At 55.3% G+C, this 14,618-nt stretch carries 15 protein-coding genes; 5 read left to right on the top strand and 10 right to left on the bottom strand.

Translation table 11 applies throughout. The annotated features are described in order from the left end of the window. Window positions 1–706 precede the first annotated feature (706 nt). Complete coding sequence (locus tag ABD971_RS18990) at window positions 707–1,249, top strand: hypothetical protein (protein ID WP_339938322.1); 543 nt, start codon at window positions 707–709, stop codon at window positions 1,247–1,249. A gap of 106 nt (window positions 1,250–1,355) precedes the next feature. On the opposite strand, the gene ABD971_RS18995 is transcribed toward ABD971_RS18990, so the two are convergent. The 9 genes from ABD971_RS18995 to aroF all read right to left on the bottom strand — a co-directional run bounded on the left by ABD971_RS18995 (window position 1,356) and on the right by aroF (window position 8,759). After that, a complete protein-coding gene (locus ABD971_RS18995; RefSeq protein WP_345324632.1) occupies window positions 1,356–2,030 on the bottom strand; it encodes a class I SAM-dependent methyltransferase in 675 nt (224 codons plus the stop codon). A 173-nt stretch (window positions 2,031–2,203) separates the two neighbouring features. Then, window positions 2,204–3,859, bottom strand: coding sequence for a putative manganese-dependent inorganic diphosphatase (locus tag ABD971_RS19000; RefSeq protein ID WP_339938318.1), 1,656 nt, complete (start codon window positions 3,857–3,859; stop codon window positions 2,204–2,206). Window positions 3,860–3,926: 67 nt separating this feature from the next. Then, window positions 3,927–4,478, bottom strand: a complete 552-nt coding sequence (locus tag ABD971_RS19005) for a flavoprotein (RefSeq protein WP_339938316.1) — start codon at window positions 4,476–4,478, stop codon at window positions 3,927–3,929. After that, window positions 4,475–4,750, bottom strand: coding sequence for a DNA-directed RNA polymerase subunit omega (locus tag ABD971_RS19010; protein ID WP_339938314.1), 276 nt, complete (start codon window positions 4,748–4,750; stop codon window positions 4,475–4,477). The genes ABD971_RS19005 and ABD971_RS19010 overlap by 4 nt, the downstream gene beginning before the upstream one ends. After that, on the bottom strand, window positions 4,735–5,337 hold the full coding sequence (gene gmk, locus ABD971_RS19015) for a guanylate kinase (protein WP_339938312.1): 603 nt from the start codon (window positions 5,335–5,337) through the stop codon (window positions 4,735–4,737). Before gmk ends, ABD971_RS19010 begins: the two co-directional genes overlap by 16 nt. A gap of 17 nt (window positions 5,338–5,354) precedes the next feature. Further along, window positions 5,355–6,332: a YicC family protein gene (locus ABD971_RS19020; RefSeq protein WP_345324636.1), complete on the bottom strand. Its 978-nt coding sequence runs from the start codon at window positions 6,330–6,332 to the stop codon at window positions 5,355–5,357. A 5-nt stretch (window positions 6,333–6,337) separates the two neighbouring features. Continuing rightward, entirely contained in the window at window positions 6,338–6,910 is a 573-nt protein-coding gene (gene secG, locus ABD971_RS19025) for a preprotein translocase subunit SecG (protein WP_345324638.1), read from the bottom strand. A gap of 59 nt (window positions 6,911–6,969) precedes the next feature. Continuing rightward, window positions 6,970–7,725 (bottom strand): triose-phosphate isomerase, encoded by a 756-nt coding sequence (tpiA, locus tag ABD971_RS19030; protein ID WP_339938305.1) that lies wholly within the window; start codon window positions 7,723–7,725, stop codon window positions 6,970–6,972. Further along, complete coding sequence (aroF, locus tag ABD971_RS19035; RefSeq protein WP_345324640.1) at window positions 7,722–8,759, bottom strand: 3-deoxy-7-phosphoheptulonate synthase; 1,038 nt, start codon at window positions 8,757–8,759, stop codon at window positions 7,722–7,724. The genes tpiA and aroF overlap by 4 nt, the downstream gene beginning before the upstream one ends. A gap of 361 nt (window positions 8,760–9,120) precedes the next feature. Here aroF and ABD971_RS19040 point away from each other — a divergent pair, with 361 nt between their 5' ends. The 4 genes from ABD971_RS19040 (at window position 9,121) to ABD971_RS19055 (ending at window position 13,633) form a co-directional block, all read left to right on the top strand. Continuing rightward, complete coding sequence (locus ABD971_RS19040; RefSeq protein WP_339938301.1) at window positions 9,121–9,321, top strand: hypothetical protein; 201 nt, start codon at window positions 9,121–9,123, stop codon at window positions 9,319–9,321. Window positions 9,322–9,847: 526 nt separating this feature from the next. After that, the gene (locus ABD971_RS19045; RefSeq protein ID WP_345324642.1) at window positions 9,848–11,077 is read left to right on the top strand and encodes a DUF1559 family PulG-like putative transporter; all 1,230 of its coding nucleotides are present in this window, start codon (window positions 9,848–9,850) and stop codon (window positions 11,075–11,077) included. Window positions 11,078–11,685: 608 nt separating this feature from the next. Continuing rightward, entirely contained in the window at window positions 11,686–12,813 is a 1,128-nt protein-coding gene (locus ABD971_RS19050) for a glycosyltransferase family 4 protein (RefSeq protein ID WP_345324644.1), read from the top strand. Window positions 12,814–12,838: 25 nt separating this feature from the next. Beyond that, on the top strand, window positions 12,839–13,633 hold the full coding sequence (locus ABD971_RS19055) for a class I SAM-dependent methyltransferase (protein WP_339938295.1): 795 nt from the start codon (window positions 12,839–12,841) through the stop codon (window positions 13,631–13,633). A 51-nt stretch (window positions 13,634–13,684) separates the two neighbouring features. Here the strand turns inward: ABD971_RS19055 and ABD971_RS19060 are convergent, their stop codons facing one another. Beyond that, the gene (locus ABD971_RS19060) at window positions 13,685–14,476 is read right to left on the bottom strand and encodes an FkbM family methyltransferase (RefSeq protein ID WP_345324646.1); all 792 of its coding nucleotides are present in this window, start codon (window positions 14,474–14,476) and stop codon (window positions 13,685–13,687) included. Window positions 14,477–14,618: the final 142 nt, after the last annotated feature.

Genomic DNA, 14,618 nt, shown 5'->3' on the forward strand with positions numbered 1-14,618 from the left:
GGTGCAAGTTGACAAAGGAATGAGCGGAAGCCCCCTGTGAACGTCATTTCACATTAAGCTGTGAATTCGTTTCACATTAAGTTGTTTAACGAGTTGCTTGAGAACAAAGTTGCTCCTTAACTCTACACCACAGTGGACTCATTATTGCGACAGTACTTCAAATGGAAGGAGTTTCTAGATGAACGGATTTTTTGCATTAGGCATGAAATGAGCTTTGCGGAAACAGTTCATGGGACTGGCTGAGCGACCCACCCGCTGGAGAAGTTAGAAAAGAGGAACCCTCTTTGCTGACCAACCACCGAATGACAGATTGCCCGGTCTAACTCTGTACGAACCAACCCAACGTTGATGCCGTAATCAAGAGCTTCCCCGATCCAAACACTTCCAAGCCTCATGACCTAAATTTAAGTCGCTCAGCTTTCCTTGCCTCCCTGGCAACATTCGGCAAATGACCACTCTTGTAGGTGGGACCCGATCCTTTCGGTCCACCAGGACGAACAAAACAGTTCGTTATTGTTACCACGAGTCACCATAGGAGGTGTCCGACACGGTTGCGGAGTAAAGTGAGAGCAAGTCACACGAATTCTCTGTCAACGGGTGGGAGCGGTAGGGGTTGGCGGTGGCGCCGTTTGCACACTTTGGATTCTAGTCAGGTTGCCTCCGTGGTCCACCCACTTCGCCTTCAATTCTTTTTCATTTGATCTTCATGTACCAACTTTCATGCCCCCATTGTCAGAACGTGATCCCCGTCACCCCCTCGCAAGCGGGTGACTCCGTTCTCTGTCCCTCCTGCGAGCAATCGGTCGCTGTCCCCCGGCTCGGAGAACTCAAGCAACTGCCAAGGGACGAGTCCCAGCCCTCCGACACGGGCCCTGCACCCCCCTACAATGAGGCCGGCTTCGCGCAAACGTTCGGCACCGTGGCTTTGGGGTTGATTTGCACCGCAAGCCTTTTGATCGCGGCTTACTGCGGCATTCGCTGGGCACTGATTGATGCTCCCGTGACCACCGAGATTCATCTGCAAGAGGTGCGAGAGGTCTATCCGACGCGAAATCCCGCCGAACTGCTGCGGGAATACGAACAGATGGAAGAGGCCGGGCTGGAACTGCCCGTCCCCTATGGCTACAAGCGAGTGCAAAATTTAAAGCAGGGCTGGGGACAAAATGCGGCCATCGCTGGGGGTGTCGCGATTCTGACTTTAATCGGAGCCATTATTTTTGCGTCTTCCGGTCGCTCGCGACGCCAGTAAGCGTCATTATCGTTTTTAGAAGACACTTGGTACAGAAAAACCGGGTCGCCACAAAAGTCGAGGCGTTGCCGCCAAACACCCGACGCGACACGACAGGGCTTTGCATTTACTCGGGCTTGCGTCGCAAGACATACACGACATCCTCGGTCGATGCATCGACCTCAATCGGATGCTCGACGTCGTAACCAAAGTCGTAGGTGGCGACGACCTCCCAACACTTACTCGATTGGATCAATCGGTTCATTTGCTTGGGGGTGTAGCTTCGCAATACCAGCTCGTCAGTAATCCGGAAACTGTGCGACGGGCTGTGGATATCAAATCGAATGCCAAACCGCTCGATGCGGCTTTCCGTATTTCGCTCGTTGGTCCACATATGCGTGCTGATCGCCAAGTGTCCGCGACGCGCCGACCATGACTCGGTTTCACTCGGCGCGACGGTAGTGGGCGTAAGATGCACGCCCAGCAAATACAGACCACCGGGGCGAACGACTTCGCCCATACATTGCAAATGCCCGCGTGCCTCGCGTTCGCTGCACAGATGGCGAAAGCTATTGATGGTGTTAAACGCGAGGTCGCATTTCCATTTTGTTTTAAAATCGGACATGTCGGCCACAAACGCGGATTCCCGCACGCCATGCCGACGAAAACGAGCATTGCAAAATTCGACCGCTTTGGGATTGAGATCGAGCCCGTCGACGCGAAACCCTTTTTTGACAAGTGCATAGAGTAGCCGCCCGGTGCCACAGGCCGGTTCGAACAGCCGTTTCGGAGCTCGCTGCATCCACTCGCTTCCGCAAGCCTGGATAAACTTGACCTCGGCTGCGCAGTCCGCGCCAAACACGAGATCGTAATATTTTGGATGGTCGTAGATAGATTCGTTAATCGTTTCGATCGTTAGGGACTCCCAAGCCGAGCGGGGGCGAGAATAGGGACACTTAGGATTGCAGCTGGAATTCAGTTCGACGAGGGGGCGGAATCGAGCAGGCTGATGATCAACGGCAGCAGTTGCTTTTTGCGACTGACCACCTCTTCGAGCTCATACAGATTCTCTTCGAGTTCGGGGTAATTGATCTCGTCCCACCCTTCGGGTTGCCGGCTCATCAACAACAAACTGCCGTTGCTGGAGATATCAGTGACCAACAGCGCCGAAAAGTCGAGCTGATTGTCTTTTGCCAGCTGATCGAGCGCCGCGACCAGCTCATCCTTACGCTCCCAGAACAAATCGAAGCCAATCTCTTCGATCTGCGAGATTGAAAACTTGACTCCCGCCTCTTCAAACTCTTTGCAATCTTCACGCACCACGCGGCCAGCTTCTCCGGATCGCAACGCCGACCCGACTTCAAAGAACTCGGTCGCATACTCGTTCAAATCAAGCGAACAAAACTGCTGCAACCATTGCAAAATATCCCGATCGACATCGGTGGTGGTGGGAGACCGCAAAAACAACGTATCACTAATGATGCCCGACGCCATGCACAGCGCCACGCCGGCGGAGGGCTGCAAGTTGGCTTGCCGGAACAAGCGAGCGACGAGCGTGCAGGTCGACCCCACCGGTTCCAAGGTAAAGCGGATCGGATTGGATGACTTGAGCGAACCACCGAGCCGATGATGATCGAGCACCTCGGTGATGATCGCGTCCTCGGCGCCCTGCACTGCTTGCGACAACTCGTTGTGGTCGACCAGCACCAATTCAGGCATCGGAGGGGTCACCAAGTCGCTTTTGCTGAGCACGCCAAACAGTTTTCCATTGTCGAGTACGGGGAAGACGGTTTGCGAGGAACGAAAGATTTGTTGACGCGCCGCTTCGACGGGCATCTTTGCCGACAACGAGATGAAGTCACGATCGATCACCGAATCGATCAAGCGAGCGGCCTTGATTCGCATCGTGGTCGTCGCAGTGTCATAGGGGCTGATGATCACCGAAACGCCACGAGCCTTGGCCAAGTGCAACAACCCACTGGACAATTCATAACCGCCCGCGATCACCATCGCGCGAACACCAAGTTCGAGTGCGGGCAATTGGATCGTCGGCCGATCACCGCTGACGACCAACAAGCGGTCGGCCGAAAATTGGTTCATCCGCTGAGTGAACCCTTCGGCGCTCATCGCACCGACTGTGACAACAAACTCGTCGGTTCGATCGGGGTCAACAACGTGCTGGAACGTGCCCCCGAGCACCGAAGCGACTTTGGTCAGGTTGCTGCAAACCTCGCGTGAGTGAACCGGATCCACTCCGCCCTGCAGCACCAATTCGAGCAGTTCTAGCAGCGTGACGATGCCCACGACTTTGTCATGATCATCGACGATCGGGATCGCCCGCAGCCCGTGCTCTTTCATCCGCTGATAGACTTCGTAGAAGACTTCGGATTGGCGGGCGAAGACGACGTCGCGTTGACAGACGTCCTCGATCTCAGGACGCACGTCCATGATGATCCGGGGCGGCGGCAACTTGGCTTTGCGAAGCGCAAACTCGGTCCGCTGGTTTGGTGCTCCACAACAGGCGGCGATCGCATCGGGGCGCGTCGTTTTCTTGAGAAAATCAGCGTAGGCAATCGCACTGCAAATCGCATCGGTATCGGGATTGCGGTGCCCGAAAACAAAGACAGTCATGGTTTGGCTCGTACCGCGAAACGCAGCAAAGAGAGATAGAATTAAAGTCAAACATCATGCAGCCGGACTAAGACGCAAGCACCCGCTGAATCGCAGCCGCGACGATCGTGTCAGGCTCGGCCATTCGCCCCTCGCCTCGCACGCGGCAACTTAGCCAACCCGATTCAGGACCAACAAAATGACATCCATCACGACGCAACGTTTCCACGTTCCGCTGGACCGACGGTTTGCTCCACATCGACGCACTCATGGCTGGCGCCAACAACACGGGACATTCGGCTTGCAAGTACAACGTGCTAATAAGATCGTCGGCGAGCCCTGAGGCAAACTTTGCTAAAAGATTCGCAGTTGCCGGAGCGACGATCAACAAGTCCAAATCGCGAGTCCACTCGATGTGGGCCCCTAACGGAAATCGCTCAGGATCAAAGGAACCCTGAGCGACCGTTTTACCCGAGAGCGCTGCAAACGTGGCAGCGCCGATGAATTGAGATGCCGATGCGGTCATGGCCGTACGCAGATCGTAGCCCGATTGAACGAGACGACTGCAAACGGTCGCTGCCTTGTAGGCTGCGATCCCCCCACCGACGGCGAGCAGAATTGCCCGCCTCTGCTCACTCATAGATCCGACGCATCCAAATCAGGACCGTCCGAAGCGGCATCCGCAGCCGCCGTCAGATCTTCGAGCGATTGGATTTCGTTATCCATGTTCAAAACGATTTTGTCTTGCATGATTTCCTGCAACACAATCGTCATCTTGTCGTGCGTGTCGACATTCACAAGCGCCCGGCTGCCTTGGTTCAATTGCACCAAACGCTTTTGAATCAGGGTGCTCAACTTAAAGCGACCACCGACCTTGTTGACGATCTCTTCTTCTTTTAGCTCTTCGAGCATGGCTGTTTTTCCTTTTGGTCTTTCAAAATTTGGCAGATATCCGAGACGGCTCGATCGACCGACCCATTGATGATTTCGTATTGGTATCGATGCATAAACTGCATCTCGCGACAGGCGGTTTCTAGCCGCGCTGCAATCGCTTCTTCGGACTCGGTTCCGCGTGTGCGAAGCCGCCGCTCAAGCTCTTCCATCCCACCGGGGTGAATGAATAGTGTAATCGGGCTGAACTCTTTGTGATCGAGGACTGCCAGGGCACCTTGGACATCAATCTCCAAAATAACCCATTTTCCAGCTTCCAGACCAGTGGCGACCTGCTCGCTGAGTGTGCCGTACCAATGGCCACGGCCGAACACCTCTTTGCACTCTAGGAAATCGCCCGCCTGACGTCGCTGTTCAAATTCTTCGTGGTCCAAGAAAAAGTAGTCCACTCCGTCCTGTTCCCCCGGCCGCGGTTTGCGCGTGGTCGCCGAGATACTCGACAGCAACGGTAACGGACATTCCTCTCGCAATCGGCGCACCACCGTCGACTTACCCGCTCCACTCGGACCGGAAATGATGATCAGCCGACCACGTCCTTCCAAATTCATGTCTTGCCTTCGCTGGATTATTCGAGATTCTGGACCAATTCTCGCATCCGTTCGATTGCACACTTGATCTCGACGACATGCCCCGAAATTTCCGTCTGCGACGCCTTGCTGCCGATCGTGTTGGTTTCTCGCAACATTTCCTGAACAATAAACTCGAGCTTGCGGCCCGATGGCTCGGGATCGCCCGCCGCTTCGCCACCACCGGCAGCCTGATTGCCACCTGCAGCCTGATTACTGCCAGCAGCACTGCCGCTGAGGGTTTGCAGAAACAACTGCAAATGACTGCCTAGCCGCGTGATCTCTTCGCTGTAGTCCACCCGATCGGCGTAGATCTGAACCTCGCGTAACAGATCGATCATCGGCACTTCGATGTCGTGCTGAGCCAACACACGCTGAATCTTTGTCTCTAAACGCTTTTGATAGGTGTCGACACTTCGCGGTCCGAGCTCGGCGATCTGATCGACATGCGCGCGGATCAAATCGCAATCCGCCCGCAAACTCGTCGCCATGTGAGCTCCCTCTTGAGCCCGCATTTGATCAAGACTGTCCACCGCGTCGCGAATCACCTGCTCGACTCCCTGCCAAACCTCCGCCGTGTCGACGCGGTCTTGCGAGCGGGGGACCACCACACCAGGCAACATCGCAAGCTGGGCCAAATCGATCGTCGCGCCATCGCCGGCAAAAGTCGCTTTCGCCTTCTGCAGCTGTTCGAAGTAGGCTCCGAGCACCTGTTGATCAATCAGAGGCAGCGTTTCCGAGGAAGGTCGCTTCCAAGTGACCGATAGATTCACGCTGCCGCGATGGATCAACTTGCGAACCAACGACTCGATTCGCGAATCAAATGCCGATAACGCATCGCTTGATCGCAAGACGCATTTGAAACCGCGATTATTGACGGTGCGCACCTCCACCACAAACGTACCAAGATCCGTTTGCAGCGACGCATGACCTTGACCGGTCATGCTGCGAGCATTTTCAGGAGTAACCGAGTTCATGCAGTCTACTTGTCGCCGTCGCTGTCGGCCGATTCTGCTGCGGTGTCCGTCGCAGATTCTTCGGTGGCTTCCACCGCAGCTTCTTCGTCGGTGGCTGCTTCTTCGCTGCTGGTTTCTTCGGTCTTTTCGCCGCTGGTCGCAGGCGTCAGCTGCACCGAGTTTTCGCTGGTTTCTTCGCCGCTAGACAACCCCGCTTCCAAACCGCTGGCTCCTTCGCCATCAAGCTTCGGAAGCTTGAACGTTTCACCAACGGGGTCTTTGTCACCGCCGCCGGACTTGATCACCGAGTCGGCGGTCGAGGTCGGAGCATGGGTGCCGAGCAACCACATCGTGAACGCACACGAGAACGCCCACACGGTGGCAACGACCACGGTGATCACGGTAAACGTGTCTCCGGCCTTGCTACCAAATGCACTTTGTCCCCCAGGACCACCGAGCGCTCCGGTCAATCCGCCACCCTTTCCACGTTGGATCAACACCAACAGAATCAAAAACAGCGACAAAAATCCCATCAAGAAGCCCAAAATGGCTCCTTCAAGCGACGCAATCAGCAAAAATCCAGCGATCAGAGCGATCATGACTTAGTTCGTCCTTCAAATAGACAATGTGTAAGGGTGTGTTCGCGACGGTGCAGGGTTTAACCCGCCGCGATAATTCCTGCGAAATCTTCGGCTTTCAGGCTAGCTCCGCCCACCAAAGCTCCGTCAATGTTCGGTTGTCCAAGCAATTCCTTGGCATTGCCTGGTTTGACGCTGCCACCGTATTGAATCCGGATCTGTGCCGCTACGTCGGTTGTGAACATCTCGCCCAACAATTTGCGAATCAGGGCATGAACCTCTTCGGCTTGCTCGGGAGAAGCGGTTTTGCCGGTCCCGATCGCCCATACAGGCTCGTACGCCACCACGATCCCCGCAGCGCGGACTTCATCGAGTCCTGCCAGCGATCCACGAACTTGCGTTTGGATCACTTCTTCCATTTTACCCGCTTCACGCTCTTCGAGCGTTTCGCCGACGCACACGATTGGCACCAAGTTGCCCGCGAGTGCCGCATGCAGTTTCTTGCTGACATCCGCATCGGTTTCGCCCATCAAGGCGCGACGCTCGCTGTGCCCCAGGATCACAAAGCCACAGCCGACATCGGTCAACATCGCTGCATTGACTTCGCCCGTGAACGCACCATCTTCGGCAGCGTACAGGTTCTGTGCGCCGAGCTGGACCGATGTGCCTGCGACGGCATCCGCCACGCTGGACAGATAAACCGAAGGTGGACAGAGGACCACTTGGACCGACGGCGTTTCGCCGACTGCGGCAACCACACCCTTGGCCAGTGCAACGGCACCGTCACAACGAGTGTTCATTTTCCAGTTACCAGCAATAATTGTTTGACGACTCAACCCATTTTCTCCGGAAGCGGGGACACAGTTTTTCCAAACAGCTTAACAAGTTCTTTCATTTGGTCTGCAAGCTGACGATATTGATCGGGTAATAAAGCCTGAGGGCCATCGCTTTTCGCTTCTTCGGGGCAATCGTGCACTTCGATATGCACGCCATCGGCCCCGGCGGCCAAACCGGCCAACGCACAAGCGGGAATCAAATCAGGCCGGCCGGTCGCGTGCGAAGGATCTACAATCACAGGCAAGTGCGACAAATTGTGAATCAAAGGAACGGCTGCGACGTCAAAAAGATTCCGCGTCGCGCTATCAAACCCTTTGACCCCGCGTTCGCAAAGCACCACATTCATGTTGCCTTGGGACAGGATGTATTCGGCACACATCAACAGATCGGTGATCGTGGCACTCATGCCACGTTTCAGTAACACCGGCCGCTGCGACTTGCCAACTTCGGTCAACAAGGCAAAGTTCTGCATGTTGCGTGCACCTACCTGCAACATGTCCGCATGTTCAGCGACCAATTCCACCAAACGAGGATCGGTCACCTCGGTGACCACCGGCATATTAAACTTGTCGCCCACTTCACGCAGCAATTTCAGCCCCGTTTCGCCGAGTCCCTGGAATGCATAGGGGCTGGTTCGCGGTTTGTAGGCACCGCCACGAAACAGATTGGCTCCCGATTCGCACACACTTTCTGCAATCCGGAACATGCGGTCGCGATCTTCGACACTGCAGGGGCCAGCGATCATGCCGAGATGCCCATTGCCTATTTTCACTCCGGAAACGTCGACAATACTCGGTTCGGGATGGGCTTCGAGCGAGGCCAACTTGTAAGGCGGCAGCACAGGGATGACTTGCGCCACGCCTGGAATTGCGTGCAGCGGCTCGGCTTGCAGTTTTTCTTCGTCGCCGATGATGCCGACAATGGTGCGAAACGTCCCACGGCTGAGGTGGTGCTGCAGCCCAAGAGCCTCGATCCGCCGAAGCACGTGATCGATTTGCTCTTCCGTTACGTTGCTTTGCAGAATGACGATCACGGCGTAGGTGGCCTGTGAATAGTTATGGGTTGTCGGAGAATGCCGAGTTGGGCAAGCGGGGCAATGTAGCAGGCAAACCGCAGAATCGTCGAGGCCAATGGGGGCCTGTGGCACCGCATTTCTTTACCAGCGAACGTTCTTCAGGCCGAATTATTGGGCTTCAAACCGAATTATCGCGCATTGATCCGCTACTTTCCTGATTCTCCCCCCACCGCAAACGATACTTTCTCCACTTGCCCCCCCAACGGACTTGTCATCCGCTTTAGGCCCTGAGACACTGGCGGTACCGTGGTCGAGCCTTGATGGATGCCATCAAGACCGTTCGACGCATTGCAAGTTTGTCTCTTTTCAAGGTGTATTGATGATTCGCTTAAGTTTTGCATTCGTTTTTCTGTTCGCGTCGCTAACGTTTGTTCCTGGATGCGGCAGCAGTGATGAGTCAACCATTGTCGGCGGGCACGATATGGCGTCGATCGAAGCCGAAGAGAATGAAGAAAGTACCGAGGACCCAGGCGAGGATGCCGGTTCGGCATCAAGTGGCCCGACTGCTGATAATCCTTAATCTCGCCAGGTTTTCTGCCACCTCTTCTACCCTCTTCGTGAGTCTGCTGATTCAATCAGCCGTTTTGAACAACGCTGTGAAGCATTTAGAGGCGGCAAACTACGGCAATGACGTTTTGTAGCTACGCTCGCCAGAGCGTGGCTGTCGCAGCGCAAAAGCGAATCACCACCTTCTGACGAAGGTAGCTGCGAGAAAAGGCTTCACCGTGCCCTCGTTTTGGCACTAACCACGGATTCGTCACCGTCTAACCAGGGTCAGCGGCACCTTGCCTGTCCCCATCCCTTGGGATCGTGAAATGGCGCTCCGAGTGCCCGACAGGTCACCTAAAACGCAAAATTCAAGCACTTTTGCCTCTTTTTTTGGACAATTTCTTTTCTACCGGCAATTTAAGGGGTGATAAACCCCGCTGCGCACTGATACGGTAAAGATCCAGGTCGCGCAAACGACCTGCACGGGGTTGTTAATCTCACCCCCCACTTTTCTGCTGAAAACTCTTTTCCCTTTTTCACTTAGGAGACATTCAGAAATGAATCACCCTAGAGCGCAGCGCGGTTTCACGTTGGTGGAACTTCTCGTAGTCATCGCAATCATTGGCGTTTTGGTCGGACTGTTATTGCCCGCCGTTCAAGCCGCACGCGAGGCTGCACGGCGGATGCAGTGCAGCAACAATGTGAAGCAACTCGGTTTAGCACTTCACAATTATCATTCCGCTTACAAACAAATACCAACGCAAATGGGGGGCACCGACCGACTCGGTGCTGCCAAAGCGGATGATGACACCAATCGTCGACGACTTAGTTTTCTGGTTGGATTAACGCCGTTCTTTGAACAACAGGCGTTGTGGGAACAAATCTCCAACCCAAGCCTCGAGACCACCGACGGCAGCACCCCGAGCGGTACGGGCGGAAAATGGCATCCAATGGGGCCGAGCGGGTTCAAATTGACCTATGTCCCTTGGTCCACCGAGATCGGCTCGTTGCGTTGCCCAAGCGACCCATTCACGGGACTTCCTGCGGGGGGACGCACCAATTATGCCGCCAATATTGGCGACGGAATTGATCGTGTTTCCTTCGGGGGGATGAACGAAATCGGCGTCTTCCACAGCAGCTCAGGTGGCACCCATACGACAGCCCAAGGCTGGATGATCACACGTGCCAAAGCGGCGAACCGCGGCTTTTTCTGGCCACGTAAAAAGAAGACGGCTTTTCGTGACGTGCTGGACGGTCTTGCCAACACCATCGCGATGGGCGAAATCCCCACCTGCGGCCAGATTCGACAGGTCAAAGGAACAATCGTTCGCAGCATCACAGGGGGTGCAGAAGGGCTGAAATCGAATCCCAAATCGACGGTCGATGCCACTCGAGACCCTGCGAGACCCCAATTCCTTAAGCAATCTGGGCTGACCCTTTACGAGGGTTCCTTTGCACGAGGCACCCGCTGGGCCGATGGTCGAGCCTCGACCACCAGCTTTCAAACCATCTTGCCCCCCAATAGCCCAAACGCGTTGTCAGGCAACGCAATGGCTAACGCAGTACTGGTGAGCGCAGGAAGTTACCACCAAGGGGGCGCGCACGTTTTGATGGGTGATGGTGCAGTGAAGTTTGTCACCGACAGCATCGAAGCGGGCGATGGCAACCACCGTGCTCCCGAACGCGATGGTGGCGAAGGCGTCCGAGCGGGAATGGAGAGTCCCTATGGATTGTGGGGAGCCTTAGGCACGCGAGCATCGCGAGAGACTCCCGAGGGTGAGATCTAAATCGCCCGCAAGCTTGAAAAATCTCGTTAAGTCGCGATTCCACAGCCGCCCCGCTTTGACACAAAGTGGGGCGGCTTTTTTTTGCCCCCTTTTCAAATGCAAGCATATATCGGGGACAGACACCAAAACGAGATACCCGACCCCAGCAGACTCATAGCAAATGGTAAAGAAGAGCGCTGCCGAGAAAACGACACAAGCTGGTGCTCCTCACAACCGATCAAAAATTGCAAGCCAGCAATCCCCCGCATTCGACATACTCGCATTTGACATACTCGCACACGAAATAGATCGCGAGGAATGCTAGCAATTGTTATTGAGGCGAGACGAAGATTACTTGGGGGTGCGATCCCATTGGGTGGCGGCCCTGAAATGTCTTTCTCTAAACGAGGATAGTTTGCTACAACAGGCCTGCTGGGTTAGACCGTATCCCCAACAGAGCCGCTCTCACCCCGAATGTGATGATGGCATACGGACGATCAACCCGTTCCGCCATTTTCGCAGAGTGAGTTTGATCGTCCGCAAAACGAACCTTGCCGACAGCACAGGCTTGCTTGGCGACCCCGTCTCCATTTCCGTTTACTTAATCTCCGACAAACCATAACGATAGCATGCGAGTTCTATACGAAGGTTCCATATTCGAGATGCTTCGTTGCGGAGGCGTTGCACGCTATTTTGTCGAGCTGATCAATCGACTTCCCGCGCAAACCACGCCGATCATGCTCGGTCCAGAAGACCCGGCGACGGGAATAACCCATCCTCGATTCCAATATGAAGCGGTGCGAACGCGGCCGCCGCTAAAGTTCCTGCGTAAGCTTTGGCATCCTGCCCAGCACGGCCGCATCAGCAAACGGATGCACCAGCAGCAAGCCGATCTGGTGCACTGGACCTATTACCAAGGTTTGTGCCGACGTCCGATCGAACGATCCAACGTGCCGACGGTGATCACGGTTTATGACTTCATCCACGAGGCATTTCCCAACACCGATCCAACGGGCAAGTCGCTGACGATGAAGGCACGGGCGATCGACATCGCAGACCACATCTGCTGCATTTCGCAAACCACGTACGACGAATTGTGCGAGCGGTTTCCATCGGCCGCAGACCGTGCGTCGATCACACCGCTAGGCAGCGGGTTGGCGGACGTGCATACCGCCCCCCTGCCCCCGGAACTCGCTGGGCGGCCATTTGTCTTGTTCGTTGGCCGTCGCGGAGGCTACAAGAACTTTGATCTGCTGTGGCGTGCCTGGAACAAAATGAAGCAGCAAACGCCCGAGTTAAATCTTGTGTTGGTGGGCCCGCGAATGAAGCCGCGCGAGCAAGCCGCTCTGGGTTGGTCTCACGACGATCCCCGCACCCATCTGTACGTTGCCGCAGAAGATTCGCTGCTAAAAACGCTGTACCAGCACTGCAGCGCGTTTGTTTTCCCCTCAAAAATGGAAGGATTCGGTCTGCCGGTGCTAGAGGCGATGATCAATGGCTGTCCGGTCTTTGCGTCGTCCTGTGCTGCGCTGCGTGAAGTCGCAGGTTCCGCGGGCTATTTCTTTGACCCCGAAAATGTTGACGAGCTTGCCGAGCTGCTGATTGCCGCGGGTGACGACTCGATCATCGACCGAGAGAACAAAATTGCTGCCGGTCATCGCCGTGCCGATTATTTTTCCTGGGAAAACACTGCCACACAGACGATAAAGGTCTATGAAGACTTGCTGAAACAAAATCGCGTGCGTCATGCCGCGTAGTTCATAACCTTTCAAGGACCCGGCCATGGCAATGGATTGCCTCGTCTGCAACGGACGTTCGGAATCATTCGCACGAGCAACCATCCTGGCACGACACGAGATCGAATACTTTCGCTGCAGCGATTGTGAATTCATTCAGACCGAAACACCGTATTGGCTGGACGAAGCGTATGACTCGGCGATTGTGTCGACCGACGTCGGCTTGGTAGGGCGGAACGCAGCGTTTTCAAAAATTGTCGATCGCACGCTCCGATTGGTAATGCCGGGCGTCCAAGCCAGTGTCGATTACGGCGGCGGTTACGGAATGTTCACCCGCATGATGCGTGACCGCGGCCACGATTTCTCGCATTACGATCCCTATTGCGAAAACCTGTTCGCGCGAGGCTACGAAGTCCAACCCGGTGCCAAGCAATTTGATCTGGTGACAGCATTCGAAGTCTTTGAGCACATGGCGGATCCGCACAAGGACCTGAAAACCCTCGATGCACTCGGGGCCAATTGGATCATCTCGACCCGGATTGTTCCTGATCCCGCACCGCAACCTGACCAATGGTGGTATTACGTGCTTGAAGGCGGTCAACACATTGCGTTATGGTCGCATCGAGCGTTGCAGTCGATTGCCTCACAATACAAGCGTCATCTGACCGTGACGCGGCGAGGCATGCATGTCTTCAGCCAAGAGAAGCTCAATCCTTTTCTGCTGCGGACCGTGGTTCGCAATCGCTCGATCCGCGTGTTTGACGGCTTTCGAAAACGCAAGTCACTACTGCAAGCGGACGCTCAGCGAGCCATCGAGCGAACCAGACGCCGCGTGGCTTAACGGCGGTGGCTTCACAGCGGTGGCTTCACGGCGGATGTCAAGCGATGAATGTCAAGCGGCGGCTTTCACCGCCGCTATGGCTTGACGTCGCACAAAGATCCCATTGGCTCGCAACATCGCTCCGGTGTTGGGATCCAACATAGCGGGACTCGACAGCACCATCTCGTAACCGAGCTGACTCATCAACTCTATCGATTCCTGCTCAAACGAATGGTCTGAGTGCGTTGGCTGGATCGACGACGGCCCTGGCTGGATCGACAACGGCATCTCCATCGCCACAACTCGCTCGAGACACCCGCTGGCCCCTGCCAACACTTGATGCGCATATCCTTGAACATCTAGTTTGATGTAACAGCGATCGCCGCTGGTGTAATAGTCATTAAACACCGTATCAAGACGACGGGCACGGACGGGCACTTGAGCCACGTAAACCGATCCCGCAGCGATCGATAGGGGATGGTCGCAAAGGTCTTGCAGCGAATGACTGATCCCGTCGGCCGCCACATTCAGTAGCGCGGTACCGTTTTTGGAACTGAGTGCGAAGGGTTCGGCTTTCCAATTGCGAAAACCTCGGCGGGTCTCACTGAGGTTGGCGTACGTCTTCGGATCGGGCTCGAACGAGATGATCCGTCCCGCATATCCACTGTGGATCAAACTTTGGGCATAGTGACCGCGATTGGCACCGACATCCAATACCAAATCGATATCGTACCGTCGTATCAAGCCGATATTTTCGTTGCCTTGCGAATCGGTTTTACACCAACCCGCATCGCGATGACGCCTGTTTAAACGAGCATTTGTCTCTTCCGACCGCGACGGTGGCGATAAAGAAGCGTCTGACATCCGTGGGCCCGAGATCCTAATGAACGACTCAACACGACGCGGTAAAGCCAACACAGCCTTCGTCACCTGGGACCGATCCAACTCGGTCCGCCCGATGGCAGCATCGATTGCCACAGATTAGCGATTCCCCCGGATCTGCCGC

The sequence above is a fragment of the Novipirellula rosea genome, assembly GCF_039541335.1.
Classification (GTDB): domain Bacteria; phylum Planctomycetota; class Planctomycetia; order Pirellulales; family Pirellulaceae; genus Novipirellula; species Novipirellula rosea.